Source organism: Paenibacillus sp. J22R67 (assembly GCF_059692175.1).
In genome coordinates, this window is the sequence record NZ_JCAUAX010000003.1 from 303,388 (window position 1) to 318,838 (window position 15,451).

General features: G+C 47.5%; 13 protein-coding genes. 12 read left to right on the top strand and 1 reads right to left on the bottom strand.

Going from position 1 to position 15,451, the window contains the following annotated elements:
• Positions 1-17: 17 nt before the first annotated feature.
• The 8 genes from AC58VC_RS13305 to AC58VC_RS13340 all read left to right on the top strand — a co-directional run bounded on the left by AC58VC_RS13305 (position 18) and on the right by AC58VC_RS13340 (position 9,518).
• The gene (locus AC58VC_RS13305; RefSeq protein ID WP_497369796.1) at positions 18-1,430 is read left to right on the top strand and encodes an RtcB family protein; all 1,413 of its coding nucleotides are present in this window, start codon (positions 18-20) and stop codon (positions 1,428-1,430) included.
• 222 nt (positions 1,431-1,652) lie between these two features.
• A complete protein-coding gene (locus tag AC58VC_RS13310; protein WP_497369248.1) occupies positions 1,653-2,507 on the top strand; it encodes a nucleotidyltransferase domain-containing protein in 855 nt (284 codons plus the stop codon).
• A gap of 15 nt (positions 2,508-2,522) precedes the next feature.
• The gene (locus AC58VC_RS13315; RefSeq protein WP_497369249.1) at positions 2,523-3,944 is read left to right on the top strand and encodes an RtcB family protein; all 1,422 of its coding nucleotides are present in this window, start codon (positions 2,523-2,525) and stop codon (positions 3,942-3,944) included.
• 14 nt (positions 3,945-3,958) lie between these two features.
• Positions 3,959-5,254 carry an ATP-binding protein gene (locus tag AC58VC_RS13320; protein WP_497369250.1) on the top strand — a complete coding sequence of 432 codons (1,296 nt, stop codon included), beginning with the start codon at positions 3,959-3,961 and terminating at the stop codon, positions 5,252-5,254.
• Between the two features lie 29 nt (positions 5,255-5,283).
• Positions 5,284-5,862 (top strand): RNA 2'-phosphotransferase, encoded by a 579-nt coding sequence (locus AC58VC_RS13325; protein ID WP_497369251.1) that lies wholly within the window; start codon positions 5,284-5,286, stop codon positions 5,860-5,862.
• Entirely contained in the window at positions 5,855-6,649 is a 795-nt protein-coding gene (locus tag AC58VC_RS13330) for a TatD family hydrolase (RefSeq protein ID WP_497369252.1), read from the top strand. Before AC58VC_RS13325 ends, AC58VC_RS13330 begins: the two co-directional genes overlap by 8 nt.
• A 738-nt stretch (positions 6,650-7,387) precedes the next feature.
• Positions 7,388-8,479, top strand: a complete 1,092-nt coding sequence (locus tag AC58VC_RS13335; RefSeq protein ID WP_497369253.1) for a hypothetical protein — start codon at positions 7,388-7,390, stop codon at positions 8,477-8,479.
• A gap of 82 nt (positions 8,480-8,561) precedes the next feature.
• Positions 8,562-9,518: a 3'-5' exoribonuclease YhaM family protein gene (locus tag AC58VC_RS13340; protein WP_497369254.1), complete on the top strand. Its 957-nt coding sequence runs from the start codon at positions 8,562-8,564 to the stop codon at positions 9,516-9,518.
• A gap of 58 nt (positions 9,519-9,576) precedes the next feature.
• Here the strand turns inward: AC58VC_RS13340 and AC58VC_RS13345 are convergent, their stop codons facing one another.
• Positions 9,577-10,035: an Lrp/AsnC family transcriptional regulator gene (locus AC58VC_RS13345; protein WP_497369255.1), complete on the bottom strand. Its 459-nt coding sequence runs from the start codon at positions 10,033-10,035 to the stop codon at positions 9,577-9,579.
• Positions 10,036-10,311: 276 nt separating this feature from the next.
• On the opposite strand from AC58VC_RS13345, the gene AC58VC_RS13350 reads away from it, so the two are divergent.
• The 4 genes from AC58VC_RS13350 (at position 10,312) to AC58VC_RS13365 (ending at position 15,449) form a co-directional block, all read left to right on the top strand.
• Entirely contained in the window at positions 10,312-11,697 is a 1,386-nt protein-coding gene (locus AC58VC_RS13350) for an amidohydrolase family protein (protein WP_497369256.1), read from the top strand.
• Between the two features lie 58 nt (positions 11,698-11,755).
• Complete coding sequence (locus tag AC58VC_RS13355; protein ID WP_497369257.1) at positions 11,756-12,751, top strand: aromatic ring-hydroxylating dioxygenase subunit alpha; 996 nt, start codon at positions 11,756-11,758, stop codon at positions 12,749-12,751.
• 203 nt (positions 12,752-12,954) lie between these two features.
• Entirely contained in the window at positions 12,955-14,046 is a 1,092-nt protein-coding gene (locus tag AC58VC_RS13360; RefSeq protein ID WP_497369258.1) for an ABC transporter substrate-binding protein, read from the top strand.
• A 23-nt stretch (positions 14,047-14,069) separates the two neighbouring features.
• The gene (locus AC58VC_RS13365; protein ID WP_497369259.1) at positions 14,070-15,449 is read left to right on the top strand and encodes an amidohydrolase family protein; all 1,380 of its coding nucleotides are present in this window, start codon (positions 14,070-14,072) and stop codon (positions 15,447-15,449) included.
• The last annotated feature ends 2 nt before the right edge of the window (positions 15,450-15,451 follow it).

Sequence of the window (15,451 nt, forward strand, 5' to 3'; positions counted from 1 at the left end):
GGAGAAATAAGATGGAAATGAAAATGAATCATCACGGCAACAATCATTATGAAATGGAGTTGGCTCATGGGCGCCTTCACGTTTTTGCTAACAACGAGGTGTTCCAATCTTTTGAGAATCGTGTCTATGAAATGGCGGACAACAACCTGCGGATTCCCCGCAATTTGCATATGAGCTACACGCCGGATGCTCACGTGGGGATTGGAACGTGCATCGGAACAACGGCTGTTTGGAGTCTGAAAGACGGCTTCGTTTCCCCCTCCATTGTGGGTGTGGACATCGGCTGCGGGATGCGTGTTCACACTACGTCACTGCACAAAAAAGATATACAAGACAAAGGTGTGCGCCGGGAGTTGATTAAAGCTATTGAGAAGTATGTGCCGACCAATGAGCGCACGAATACGAATTATGCTGACATTGACATTATGGAAGTTGTGAAACATGGATTAAAAGGACTTCCTGACTCGTATATCCCGAGTGAACGGTGGATGACGCATGTCGAGGAATCTACCTTCCAGTTCGACCATACTTATCTCGACAGATTGCCTGAGAAAATCGGGAAATATGCGCATGGCCAGCTAGGGACGCTAGGCGGAGGGAATCATTTTATCGAAATTCAATATTTGGAAATAGCCGAGAAACATCAGCAATTGGCAGCACAGTGGGGATTATTCGATGGTCAAGTGGTCGTCATGATCCACTCCGGCTCTCGCGCATGGGGGGCTAGATTAGGCCAAGAGTTTACCAAAGTTTTCAGAGAAGCGATGCAAAGTTGGGGGATTGAAAATCCTGACCGGAATCTCCTGTATGCTCCAATTTCGAGCGTTGAAGGCCAGACTTACTTAAATCTGATGTATTCAGCTTTAAACTTTGCAGTTAGTAACCGGCATATGATTGCCTTCGGTGTGCGCGAAGCGTTCAGGGATGTTTTTGGCAAAAAGGAAGAGCTGCCAGTGCTCTACGATCTCATGCATAACTATGCGCTAAAAGAATTTCATCGCAATCAGCCGATGCTTGTACACCGCAAGGGCGCGACAAGGGCCCTGCCAGCCGGACATTTCCTAAATACAGCTGCGTACAAAGTTACTGGCCATCCGGCCTTGATTCCGGGTTCGATGGGAACCTCATCCTTTATCATGGTGGGGCGAGAGGAAGGTCTCAAGAACTTTTACTCCATATGCCATGGCGCTGGTAGAGCAAGATCACGAAGAGCAACGAAAGAGCTGGTCACGGTCGATGAATTCGCGCAATCACTCAAAGTTGGTACAGAGGAAGAGATACTAGTGAACCATCGTTCCTTGCAAACGATCCTGGATGAGTGTCCGCAAGCTTATAAGGATGTGGATCAGATCATTGACAGTGTGGTAGGCGCTTCCCTTGCGGATGTGGTGGCGACTTGTAAGCCTATGGTTGGGATCAAAGGGGTGTAGACAAATAAGTATAACTAATCTTTCCGCCTCAGGGTGATTGACGTGATGTAGGTTTGGCTCGTATGATGTTTGTAAATGAATGGAAAGGAGGCCGACGATATGATTCGCAATCAAATTTCTATCCGTAACGTGACAATAGAATTACTCAGCATACCTTCGGTCTCAGCCGGGTTTGTGACGAATACGTAGGTCCTCTGTGGAGTGGCTTCGTTTAAATTTGACATGAAAAGCCGTAGACGATGTTGGTCTATGGCTTTTTTGTATGCACATTTTGAAGAAGAGAGGGTGAGCCCAGTGGCGTTGGATGTTAGTAAAATATACGCAGAACTTAAACAAATCGAACAAGAAGAGGGCGTTCGGATCTTATATGCCTGTGAATCTGGCAGCAGAGCATGGGGATTTCCATCCAAGGATAGTGATTATGATGTGAGGTTCATCTATGTAAGACCAGTGGAATGGTATTTGTCTATCCTTGAAAAACGGGATGTTATCGAGCGCCCGATCAGTGAGCTTCTCGACATCAACGGTTGGGATTTGAAGAAGGCGTTGAATTTGTTCCGTAAATCGAACCCGCCTTTGCTCGAATGGCTCCAATCGCCGATTCCATATCTGGAGCCGTTCAGCGTGACAGAGAAGATCCGCCAACTCTCTCCGCTGACTTTTTCCCCGCGATCGAGCATGTATCACTACCTGCATATGGCCAAAGGGAATTTCCGGGCATATTTGCAAGGCGATCTCGTTAAAATCAAAAAATATTTCTATGTGCTGAGGCCCATACTCGCATGTGGATGGATTGAGAAATACGGCACGATGCCGCCGATGGAATTTGAAGAGCTGGTAGAGCAAATGCTTCCAGACTCGACATTGAAACAAGAAGTATACACCTTGTTGACTCGGAAAAGGGCTGGCGTCGAATTTGACTTAGAGCCGAAAATATCGGTGATCAACGACTTTTTAGAGCGGCAAATCGCTTATTTTGAGGAAACCGCCACACACATTTCAGTCTCTGGAGAAAAGCAGGATCAAGCTTTAGATGTTTTGTTTCGAGATGCGCTGAAGGAGGTTTGGGGTTCATAGAGAGGATAAAATGGAATGAAAGAAAATTATGTCCAACACGTTCAGCTCCCTTCGGGGGTTGTCCATGTTTATGCAGCGCCTGAGCTGTTTAAAACGTTAGATTTTCAAATTTTTCAGATGGCTAACAACAATTTGCAGATCCCGAATCAAAAATTTATGAGCTACTCGCCAGACGTGCATGTCGGTGTAGGCACATGTATCGGTACAACGGCTGCGTGGCATGCCCACGATGGTTATGTGTCGCCTTCGATCGTCGGCAGCGATATCGGCTGCGGCATGAGAGTGCATATGACGAATCTGCATAAGGATGAGCTGAAAGATGTGAAGCTGCGTCGCAAACTCGTGAAGACCATTGAGAAATATTTGCCTGTGGAAGATCACGCGCGTGGTCACTTCTCCGATGTGCGTTTGGAGCATGTTGTAACCAAAGGTCTGCACGGCTTGCCGAAGAAATATATCCCGGATGGCTATACGCCAAGGAAGGCGACTTCCCTTACGCATGTTGAGTGCAGCAAATTTACATTGGATGAAAATGTGTTGAATCGCTTCCCGGATGCCGTCTGGCATCGTTCGCACCGACAGCTTGGGACGCTTGGCAATGGGAACCATTTTGCTGAAATCCAAGCGATTGAGATCGCTGAAGAGAACCGTGAAGTGGCGGAAGCATGGGGGCTGTTTGACGGCCAAGTCGTTGTTATGATCCATTCCGGATCACGTGCTTGGGGCGGCTCTGTTAGCCAAGTAAGCAGCAGCGACATGGGGAAGGTTATGCGGACGCTGGGATTAGGAACCGCAGATCCGAAGCTGCTTTTTGCTCCGCTCGAGCATCCGGTAGCTCAGACCTATGTTAACTTGATGTACTCAGCGCTGAATTATGCTGTTGTGAATCGCCATCTCATCGCTTATGCGATTCGTGAGGCTGGTAAAGATGTTTTTGGCTCAAAGTTTGAAATGACGACCTTATATGATCTCATGCATAACTATGCCTGGGAGGAGAAACATGGGGGCGAGTCCTATTTTGTACACCGCAAAGGGGCGACGCGTTCGCTTCCCGCAGGACACCCGGATAATCCGCAGCCTTATATGCACACAGGGCACCCCGCGCTGATTCCAGGTTCGATGGGAACGGCTTCGTATATCATGGTTGGAGCGCCTGGCGGCCAAGCCAACTTTCACTCCATTTGCCATGGCGCAGGCCGCATCCGTTCGCGAAGTGCAACGAAAAGGTTGATTACGCTGAGTGAATTTGCCGCTTCCATGCGTGTTGGGACCATTGATGAAATCGTTGTGAATCAAAAGTCATTAGAGGCGATTCTCGATGAATCTCCGCAAGCTTACAAAGATGTCGATCAAATTATAGAGAGTGTCGTCGGAGCGGATTTGGCTCAGGTTGTAGCGAAGTGCAAGCCCATGGCGACAGTAAAAGGTGCCAAATGAAGAGGGATTACAACGTGAAAATAAGAGAAGTAACTACGGCGGCCGTATCCGCTCCGAACGGTTCTGGAGGCAGCCCGCTTACGGCATATGGGGATTATGCTTATGTGCTGGGGAGCATTCAAAGCGTGCTGAGCGATTTATTTGGCAAGTATTTTGAACCCTATGTAAGTGATGATGGGAAGGAAGAATATTGGGAGTTGTTGGAACAGGATATCAAAACGGGAAGTCCTCATGTCCAACATGTTACGAAAATTTTCGATCATATGGAGTCTCGTGCATTTGGCATGCAAGGGGATAGTGAAGCTTCGGCATACCGTACATTTCCGACCTTGCGCAATAACGTCTTTGCCTATCCGGCTTGGGGCATCGCGCTGGCAAGGGTACCTATTTTTCGGATGCATGGGATTGGTGCTGAGGATTTTGTTTTTGCTGTGGATGACGCCAGTCTTAAGCGGTTTCTGGAACAGTCGCGGCAGCGCCGGAGAGATTTGGATCGGCGGCAAGTGACGATTTTTACAGATGGACCCCATGGTATGGAAAAAGAACTTGCACCTATAACTCGCATGGTCGACCGTACCGAAGTCATTATGAAGGATGAAGTGAAGCGAGAGATCTACCGATCCATCGATCAGTTTTTTGATGAGGATCGCACCTTTTTTAAAGAATATCAGCTTCCTTATAAAAGAGGCATTCTCCTCTATGGCAAACCAGGGAATGGGAAAACAACGCTTGTGAAGTCGATCGCAGGCAGTGTGAAAGCACCTGTTGCTTATTGGCAAATCACAGAGAATACGTGCAGCGATTCCATACAAGAGGTATTTCAAGCGGCGGCGAATCTAGCACCCATGATTCTTGTTATTGAGGATATCGATGCGATGCCCCAGCGGGCTAGGTCTTATTTTTTGAACATTTTGGACGGCGCAACATCGAAAGAGGGCATTTTTCTCATTGGAACGACGAATTATCCGGAACAAATTGATCCAGCACTGATGAACCGCGCTGGGCGTTTTGACCGCGCTTATGAAATTAAGCTTCCTGATGTGACGCTAAGGCAGATCTATTTGGAGCAAAAAGGGATCGGCAAGCTGTTATCCGATGATTTTATGAAGGTAACTGCGAAGCAAACGGAAGGATTTACTTTTGCCCAGTTAAATGAATTGTACGCAGCGGCAGCGCTTCAGTGGCATTATGAGCAGAGTGTGGATATAGAGAAGCTGGTGAAATCAATGAAATCAGATTTGCAAAAGGGGCAATCGATGTCGTGGCTGAAAGAAGACTCGGAGGTTCGGGTTGGATTTATGATTCGTTAGTAAATACAGATTTAAGGATGTGATTCAGGATGGTAAGTACACATGTACAAACAAGGTTAAGTAAGTTGATGAGTAAAATACTGCGGCATTCTCCGGAAAAATTCGGGCTGCAGCTCGACTCTGTTGATGGTTCTTGCGCGGTTTCAGATTTATTACAAGTGATTCGCACCCAGACGGAGTGGTCCGAGCTTAGCTTGCAGGATCTAGAGGAAGTGGTCGAGCGCTGTGAAAAGCAGCGCTTTGAGATCATTGGCGAACGCATCAGAGCAAGGTATGGGCATAGCCATGATAAAGTGAGCTACCCTACTGGAGTACCTCCAGTAGTGCTCTATCATGGTACGAATGCGCAAGATGCGCCGAAGATATTGGAGCAAGGATTGCGCCCTATGCAGCGTCAATATGTTCATTTGTCTGAAGGGCTGCATTTTGCGACACTGGCTGGTAAGCGCAGAGGGGAACTTGTGATTTTAAACATCGATTCGGTGAAAGCAAGCCTTGCGGGGATCAAGTTCTATTATGCAGGTAATGAAGTCTGGCTTGCGGACGCCGTTCCTGCGGAGTTTTGCAGCATTTTGGGCATAGAGGAGAGGAGTGGTCGGGGTGAATAAGCTTATTGACATCGGAGTTAATTTGATGCATCGATCTTTTGAAGGGGACCGTGATGTGGTAGTCACACAAGCACTTGAGGCAGGTGTATCGCCTCTGATCCTGACCGGCACAAGTGAGCGGAATAGCGATTCGGCTGCGCGGTATGCGGCGAAATTCCCTGGGCAGCTGTTCACGACAGCTGGCATTCATCCGCATGATGCGCAGAATTGTACATCGCAAACGCTGGATACTTTGCGACGATTAGCGACGAAACCGCAAGTTGTTGCGATTGGGGAATGCGGCTTGGATTACAACCGCGATTTCTCGCCTCGTGATATCCAGCGCAAATGGTTCGAGGAACAGATTAAGCTTGCCTGTGAGCTGGAAAAACCTCTCTTTCTGCATGAGCGAGAGGCTCATCACGATTTCGTGCGTATTTTGAAACCTTACTTAAGCAAAGGGAATTATAAAGCTGTTGTCCATTGCTTCACGGGGTCAGCTCAGGAGCTTGAAGCCTATCTGCAGCTCGGTATGCATATTGGGATTACGGGTTGGATTTGCGATGAACGTAGAGGCAAGCATCTGCGCGAGCTGGTGAAGCGGATACCATTGGATCGTCTGATGCTGGAAACCGATGCCCCTTTCCTGACGCCTCGTGATTTGCCCGTTAAGCCGCAGGATGGCCGGAATGAGCCGAAGTTTCTTCCGCATGTGGCAGCAACCGTTGCTGCTTGTTTAGGTATCTCGGTGGAGGAGGTTGCGGAAGCAACGACGAGTACGGCGAAGGCGTTTTTTGGACTGCGTTAGCGTCCAATGCTGCCTCTCCGCCTAGCACCAAAGTAACGCTGAATTCTTGTCAGCGTAATGAGTTCTCCTCCTCATGAATATTCGCTGCTACCGCGCTCTTAAACAAACTTAACTACGGAGGAGAAGCTAACTCCTCCAATGCTTCATTCCTCCCCGGGCGAAGGGGAACTACAGAGCGCTATTTCGATGCGATGCTGGTATTTGGCCACATGAAGGGAACTATGGTGCGCTATTCGTCCGTTTTCGGGGAGAAAACGGGGTTTGGCGGGCAAATAAGGCCCTGTAGTTCCGCTTGGATGCGGAAAAGGGCTGAGTTTGCTGGAATAGCATACCGTAGTTCCTCGAAGATGGCTCGTCAGCCAACTTAACTCAGGTCTAACGTCGAACCCCTCCGCCTAGCACCACAGTAACGCTGAATTCTTAGCAGCGTTACGAGTTCTCCTCCTCATGAATATTCGCTGCTACTGCGCTCTTAAACAAACTTAATTATGGAGGAGACATTCTAACTCCTCCAATGCTTCATTCCTCCCCGAATGTAGCTCGTCAGCCAACTTAACTCAGGTCTGACGTCGAACCCCTCCGCCTAACACCTCAATAACGCTGAATTCTTAGCAGCGTACGTTATTACTGTTCTATTCAAGGTGACAAAACCATACCCATGAAAAAGGAAAAATTGGGAACTATGTGGAAACAGTTTCTATGACTAAGCATAATCTGGCGCATAAGGAGGTCCTACTCTTGAAAAAATGTAAACAAGCCTTTATCTGCATCGCATTCGTACTAGGTTTGCTAATAGGCTTCAACACGCCATCAGCCTACGCTTGTTCCCGCGGTCCGACAACGCTGGAGGCGGAATTTTTGACGGCGAGCGCCATTTTTACGGCAAAAGTGACTAACGTGGAAGCTGTCTATCCCTCACAAAAAGTGGCCAGCGTGGAAGCGTTGAACATCTACAAGGGAAAGGCGCCCACCTTTGTGGTGACCAATGATGATTCAGACCAATGCGGCGCGGGGATCGAGCCTGGAAAAACATATTTGTTTTTCGCTCAAGGATGGGCTATTCCTTACGTAAGCGTATTTGATGCACATGCAGCAAATACGGATCAGACAAATGAGCTAGTACGCTGGCTCGCAGAACGAATGAAGGAGCAGCCGACGCCGAGCACTGAATCGCTTCTTGCCTATAGGCAGGGGGAAATCAGGCTGTTTTTGAATAAGCAGGATATAGGTTTAATAACCAAAGCGTTCATAACGGATAATTCCGTCTATGTATCGATATCTTTTATAAACGATATGTTTCCCGATTCGACCTTCGATTGGCAAAATCAGACGCGCTCAATCGTTCGAGGCGATGACACGTTCATCCCTTTGCGCGACGCCGCTGAGACATTAGGTTATGAAGTAGAATGGATCGACGCCACATCGTCTGTCATCCTGCATACCCCGCTTGAACAGCGGAGCGGGTCCAAAACGCTGGCCATGCGTTACATTGTTAACGTCGGACTGGAAGGTACTCTGGAAATTGATCGATTAACCGCAGACGAGATCACTTATCGGTCTTACAATGGGCATTTGCCGGAAGGGGCGGAAGTAAAGCCGCAGACGCATCCTTTTTCAGACGTGTTAAAAGCAGAGTTGGGCTACCGCCAGTACGTTCTTCAATTTTTTGTGAAAATGGAGCAGGGCGAGGTGAGGCTGTTAGTGGCTTCTGATCTCCTCAGCCGAATCGAAAATGACCCGTCTTTCCGAGAGAAAGTAGGAGCGAAACTAGGTAAAAAGATAGAAACGCTGCCTGCGCATAGGCTGTTGACTGCTGCGGATTTTGAGTGAAAAAGCCGAATCTATGAATGAATTCAGCCATTTTGTCATTTTCATAGTATAATAGTTCCTAATGACATATGGAGGAACTAAAATGACATTAATTAAGCAGCTTCAAGCACCAGAAGAATTTGTTGGTTATTATCTCATCAAAGAATTAGAAGTCAAGCAAACAAACACGACGCCTGCTAAGGATTTCATGGATATCGTGCTGTGCGACGCCAGCGGGCAGATTTCAGCGAAAATGTGGGACGTCAGTGCCGCAGATAAGGAAACCTTTTTCCCGATGACATTGGTGAAGGTTCAAGGGGTCGTTCAGACCTATCGCGATAGATTGCAAGTAAAGATTGCTAGAATACGCAAGGTACTGCCAGAAGATGGCGTGCAAATGACTGAGTTCATCCGGTCGGCTCCTATAAGTCCTGCCGATCTTATTCATACCATAAATGGCGTTTTGGAAAGCATCGAGCATCCAAACATTAAATCGATCGTTTCTTTCTGCGTAGCGAAGGTTGGGGAGAAGCTTAATCATTATCCTGCTGCCAAAACGCACCATCACGCCTATTTCGCGGGGCTAGCCTATCACATTGTGCGGATGCTGGAAATTGGCGAGTTCATATGTAAACAGCGCCCATTTCTTAATCCGGATCTAATTAAAGCAGGCATCATTTTGCATGATATCGCGAAACCCGAGGAAATGATTGCGCAGCTGGGCATCGTGACGGAGTACAGTGTGCAGGGCAAGCTGCTCGGTCATATCTCGATGGCGTCGAATTGGATTACGGAGGCGGCTTTGCACCATGCCTTGGATTTGCAATCCGACGTTGTTATCGGTCTGCAGCATATTGTGCTGTCGCATCATAATTTGCCGGAATGGGGAAGCCCTGTGCTGCCGCAAATTCCCGAAGCTGTTGCTTTGCATTATATCGATTCGATGGATGCGAAGCTGCAGATGGTCGAGGATACTTTGCAAGTGACTCCGGAGACGGACGCTTGGACACCGATGATTCGCGGATTAGAGAATAAGGCGATGTATCGTTTGAACTTATAATATAAAACCGTCAGGGCTATTGAAGCCCTGACGGTTTTTTTGTGTTTAGGAACAAAGGTTAAAGCTCCAGCCCTGTCCCCTGCTTAAAACGCTTGATCACCACTTGCGTGTTCACGCGAACAACGCCATTCAGTTTGTAAATGTTTTGATACAAAAATGCCTCTAACGCAGCTTCATCTTTCAGCAGAGCATGCATATGCAGTGAACTGGTTCCTGTCATTTGATAAATCGAGATGACATTGGGATCAGCTGAAAGCTGATTGCCCACCTCTTCGGCAAACCGCGGTTCTACCTCCACTTCGAAAAAAGCGCTGACGACCTTTCCTAATTTTGTTGCATTCAATCGAATGGTGAAGTTCTCGATGACTTCATTGTCGATCAGGTTTTCTACCCGTTTTTGAATGGCTACACGCGAAAGATTGAGGATTTCGCCAATTTTGGCGTAGGAAAGGCGGCCATTCTCATGCAGCAGCCTGATAATTTCTTGATCCACTTGATCGAGATGAGGAAGGTCCATTATGACACAACTCCTTACATAGAAAAATATATACAGTTGATTATAAAAATAATATTTTCACGAAAAAACAACACTATTAGCGCCGAAAATCAAAAACTGTTAATTAGTTTTCCTTTAATCCACTAAAAAACGTTACATATTGTTTGGTTTTCATTTACAAGTGACGTTGACGGAAAAGATTGCCGCTCCTATAATCATGTTAATAAACATAACACATAAAAAGTAATTTTTAAACCATGTAATGAAAGTTAACGCAAGAAAGGTGGTGGCAATCGAGTGTCCAAGAAGCTGATTTACAACGGTACGATTTTGACCATGGATGCCACCAATCAGATATTCAAACCAGGCTATGTCTATCTGGAGCACGATATCATCGTGGAAGTGGGCGCATGGAGCGAAGACGGAAGCATGGATCACCTGAAGGTGCAAGCGACGTATGTTTACGATGCATCGGGAAAAGTTGTGATTCCTGGAATCATTAATGGGCATACGCATTTGTTTCAAACGTTCATGCGAGGTGTTTCTGATCACTCCCCGCTTGCACAGTGGCTGAAGGAAATTATTTGGCCGATGAGCCTGGCGATGGAGCCGGAAGATTTCTATTTAGCTGCATTGATTGGATGTATTGAAAATCTGAAATCAGGCGCCACGTATATGATGGACCATCATTATATCCATACCTACCCGGAGAATGATGCGAGTGTGCTGCGAGCCATGGTCGATTCCGGCATTCGCGGGCATTTGGCCCGAGGAGGGTCAGACTTAGCAGGCGAAGTTCGATTGCGGGAGACCGAGGAGCAAATCTTTGGTGCTACGGATCGCTTGCTTGATGAATGGGAAGGGGCTGCTTCAGGACGTATCCGCATAGCACTTGGGCCGCTGAATTTATACGGCTGTTCGCGTGGCTATCTGGAGCGAGCGGCGGTTTTTAGCCGGGATCGCAATCTCATTTCACACGTACATGTGGCGGAAACGAGCGAGCAAATCGATACGACGATGGCACGTTACGGGCTGCGCAACCTGGAACTCCTGAATGAAGTTGGCCTTCTGGGCGAGCATACGCAGGTTGTGCATGGTGTTTGGCTGGATGATGGCGAGTTAGCGTTGATTCGTGACCAAGGTGCATCGGTGATCCATTGTCCTGTCTCCAACATGTACCTTGCATCTGGCGTGGCCCGAGTTCCGGAAATGCTGCGCATGGGTATAAATGTCGCACTGGGGACGGATGGTCCCGGCAGTAATAACTGCCAAGACAATTTAGAGGTTCTAAAGTTTACAGCTTGTTTGCACAAGGTAAATGAGCTGGATGCTACGTTGCTGCCTCCGATGGAAGTGCTGCGTATGGCGACGGTGAATGGCGCGAAGGCGGTTGGGAGGAGCAATGAATTGGGCAGTCTGGAGCCTGGCAAGAAGGCAGACTTAGTGACCGTAGATATGAGGAAGGCACACATCAGTCCTGTTCATCGCGCCTCTTCCGCATTAGTGTACAATGCGAACGGTAATGATGTGGATCTTGTCATAGTTGGCGGTAAGGTGGTTGTAGAAAAAGGGGCATGCTCCTGGGTGGATGAGCAGGAAATTTTACAGAGAGCACAAGTGAGGGTTGATATCCTGCGTGCCAAATTAGCGGGAAAGTATCCTATTTTCGCAGAAAACGAGTAGTTTTCTCCCTATTTTCATATTCACCTAATTTCATAAATTCTGTAGGAGGATGATAGTTATGGCCTTACAACGTCTACATGATCCTGTTCTTGAAAATGATTGGCATGCGGTGTACCTCGCGTCAGAACTGAAGGAGCAGCCTGTCGGTGTCATTATTTTGGGCGAAAGAGTGGCGGTTTACCGTTCCAGCAAGGGGGTTCATGCCATGCAGGACCTATGCGTTCATCGTGGAGCAATGCTTTCCAAAGGCTGGGTTCAAAACGATGCGCTAGTCTGCCCTTACCATGGCTGGCAATATGATTCTTCCGGGCAATGTGTGTGTATTCCCGCACAGCCAAAGGGGGAGAAAATACCGCCAAGAGCCAAAGCCCAGCTTTTTCATTGTGAAGAAAAATACGGTTTTATCTGGGTGTGTATCGGTGAGCCGACAGCGCCGCTGCCTCATTTCGACGAGTTTGCCAATCCTGCGTATCGTCCACTGCCATGCGGTCCTTACAAGGTGGCGGCAGCAGGTACGAGAGTGATCGAAAACTTTACGGATTTCGCCCATCTGATGTTCGTCCACCAGAATTTGCTTGGACACCCGGATTATGCGGAGCTGCCTGATTTCGAGGTCGTAAAGGAAAAGGAACGCATTTACATTGAACAGATTCCAATTTTTCAGCCTGTAGCCCACTCCGGTTCAGATAAAAGTGAAGGAACGACTTACGTTTATATGAAGGAAGTGTACCGGCCTTTGTCGGCACGTTTGTCCAAAGCAGATCCGAGCAATGGCCAAACCTTATGGATCATGCTCACGGTGCTCCCAGTGGCCGCAGAAGAATGTATTGTTCACATGATGGTATCACGTAACTATGCATTTGATGTGGATGATGCGAATTTCATCCGATTTCAGGATATTGTATTCGATCAAGATGCGAAGGTCATTGAGACACAGAAGCCTGAGCTGCTTCCGCTTGATTTACAAGTGGAACTCAATCACAAGGTAGATCGATTCTCCATCGCCTATCGCCGTTGGTTGAGGGAACTGGGAGTCAAAGTTGGTGTCATATAAATTCATTAATGTTCGTTTTTAAGGCATGAATACAGCTTGTCATTGATGTAATCCTTGAAAATATTATAAAAAGACGTACTTTTATTGTGATTAAACACAAAACGTTAGTATCTTCGTTGACGTGTATAGACGATCAATTCTATATTTGACTAAAGGTCGATAAGTACTTTGTAGAGATAACCAAATATGGAGGGGATGTTCAAATGAAACGATTAAATTATACGAATCCGCTAGTCGCCAAACGCCCGGTACTCTTGTCAGTTAGCTTCATTGCGATCTCAAGCATGCTTGCAGCCTGCGGTAGTGGAAGTACCTCAGTTTCAACATCGCCCAGTGCACCACCTTCCACAGCGCCAGCGGCTTCTACAGCTCCTGCCGCATCAACTGCTGCTGCGGCGCCGAAGGCTATCGTTCCAGCAACGGTTGTTTTGAACTGGTTCGCTGAGCCAGAGCACGGCGGGAACTTTGCAGCGTTAGCCAAAGGTTACTACAAAGATGCAGGCTTGGATATGACGCTGATGCCAGGCGGACCTCAGGTGTCTTCTACACAGATTGTTGCCTCAGGCAAAGCGCAATTCGGGATGGCCAATGGCGATGATATTTTGGTGGCCAGACAAGAGGGAATTCCAGTCGTCGCGATCGCAACCTCCCTGCAGAAGAGCCCGCAAGCTTTGTTTTATCACAAAGATTCAGGCGTGAAAGATTTTGCTGATCTAAATGGGCACAAAGTTTATGTGGCTTCCACTGCGAGTTTCTGGCAGTTCATTAAGAAGAAATACAAATTGGACTCGGCGCAAGAAATGAAATACACAGGCCAATTAGTCAATTTTGTCAATGATAAAACATCGCTCACGCAAGGTTATGTGACTAGCGAGCCTTTCACCCTTGATCAGCAAAAAGTGGAATATGGCACTCTGCTTAACGCCGATTCCGGTTATAACATTTACGGTGGTGTTTACTTCACAACGGAGAAGATGATCGCTGAACATCCGGATCAAGTAAAAGCTTTCGTGGAAGCTACAGTCAAAGGGTGGGATTACTACAAAGACCATTCGGAAGAGATTAACCCAAGCATTCAACAAAAGAACCCTGATATGGGCTTAGATATGATGAAATTTAGTGCTGCAAAAGAAATGGATTTCGTGTTTGGCGGTGATGCTGCAACCAAAGGAACTGGCGTAATGACCAAGGAACGCTGGGAGGAAGTTCAGAAGCAATTAGTTGATGTTGGTGTGCTAAAAACGGCTGAAAGTATTGACAAGGTGTTCACAACGCAATTTTTGCCTAAGAAATAATAAATGATCAGGGGGTGGCGGCATTGGCTTCTGTTACGAATTTGGATTTCATCAACGTTCGATTACCCATGGAAGATGAGGGGCATTTGTTTCGCCTATCGATTCGAGACGGGGTTTGGACACAGATTCTCAAGCAAGAAGGAGATGCTGCCCCGCCTGGCGCCGTTTCTTTGGAAACATGGAATCCGACGCAAGCCTTCCTAGAGCCGAGTAGGCCTATCATTGATTTGGAGGGTAAAATCATGCTGCCAGGCTTTGTGGATGCTCACATGCATCTGGACAAAGCATTCTCCTTAACTTCAGTTGAGAATCGAAGTGGAACGTTAGAAGAAGCTGTGCAGAATTACTCGCAAGCATCGCCTTCTTTTACCAAGCAGGAAATCAAAGCAAGAATGATTCGTTCGGCTATGCAAGCTTTATCGTTTGGTACGACACGTATTCGGACGCATCTGGATTTTAACCTGAGAGTTTCCCGGGAAGTTGCCTTACGAACGATTGAGGCTGCGCTGGAAGCGAAAGAAGCACTAGCCCCTTACCTCACTTTGCAGTTATTTCCGATGTGTCCTTACAACTTTATGTCCATGGATGCAGACGCGATCGAGGAAGCATTAAGGATGGGCGTTGATGGGATTGGGGGAGCACCGCATTTATCCATGACCCCTAAAGAAGATATTGATTATGTATTCCAATTAGCTGAGAAATACGACGTACCGATTGATCTTCATTGTGACGAAACTGACAATCCGGCTACTCGCACGATTGAGCATATCGCCTGCCGAACGAAGGCGGAAGGCTACGGAGGACGAGTGACCGTTGATCATTTATGCGCGCTAGCTTCAATGACCGATCAAGATGCACACAACATCATTACTCAAATGGCGGATGCGGGGCTCAAAGCAGTTAGCCTACCTGCGGTGAATCTGTATTTGCAGGGAAGACATGACAGCTTTCCAATTCGACGTGGGGTTACAAGACTGAAAGAAATATGGGAAGCAGGCATTCCTATTGCGGTAGCTTCTGATAATATTCACGATCCTTTTCATCCATTCGGGCGAGGTGATTTGCTGCAAATTGCTTTAATCAGCTCTTACGCCGCTCATATGGGAAGGCCTGACGATCTTCGCACTTTGCTGCGCATGATTACGGATGTTCCGGCTAACGTTCTGGGACTTACCGATGATGCCATTAAGGCGGGCAGTGAAGCGAACTTTGTTATCATGGATGGCGGTACGCCGGAAGAGATCTTCACCATGCTGCCGGAACGTCGCTGGGTGTATAGCGGGGGAAGGTGGGTGCGCATGGCCGCAGCCAAAACCAAATGGCAGGACAACACGTTAGCCCGCTATTGGGATGAGGCAACACAGAGGGTCTCCTTCCATAAACATGAATTCGCGAAAGGGTGAAG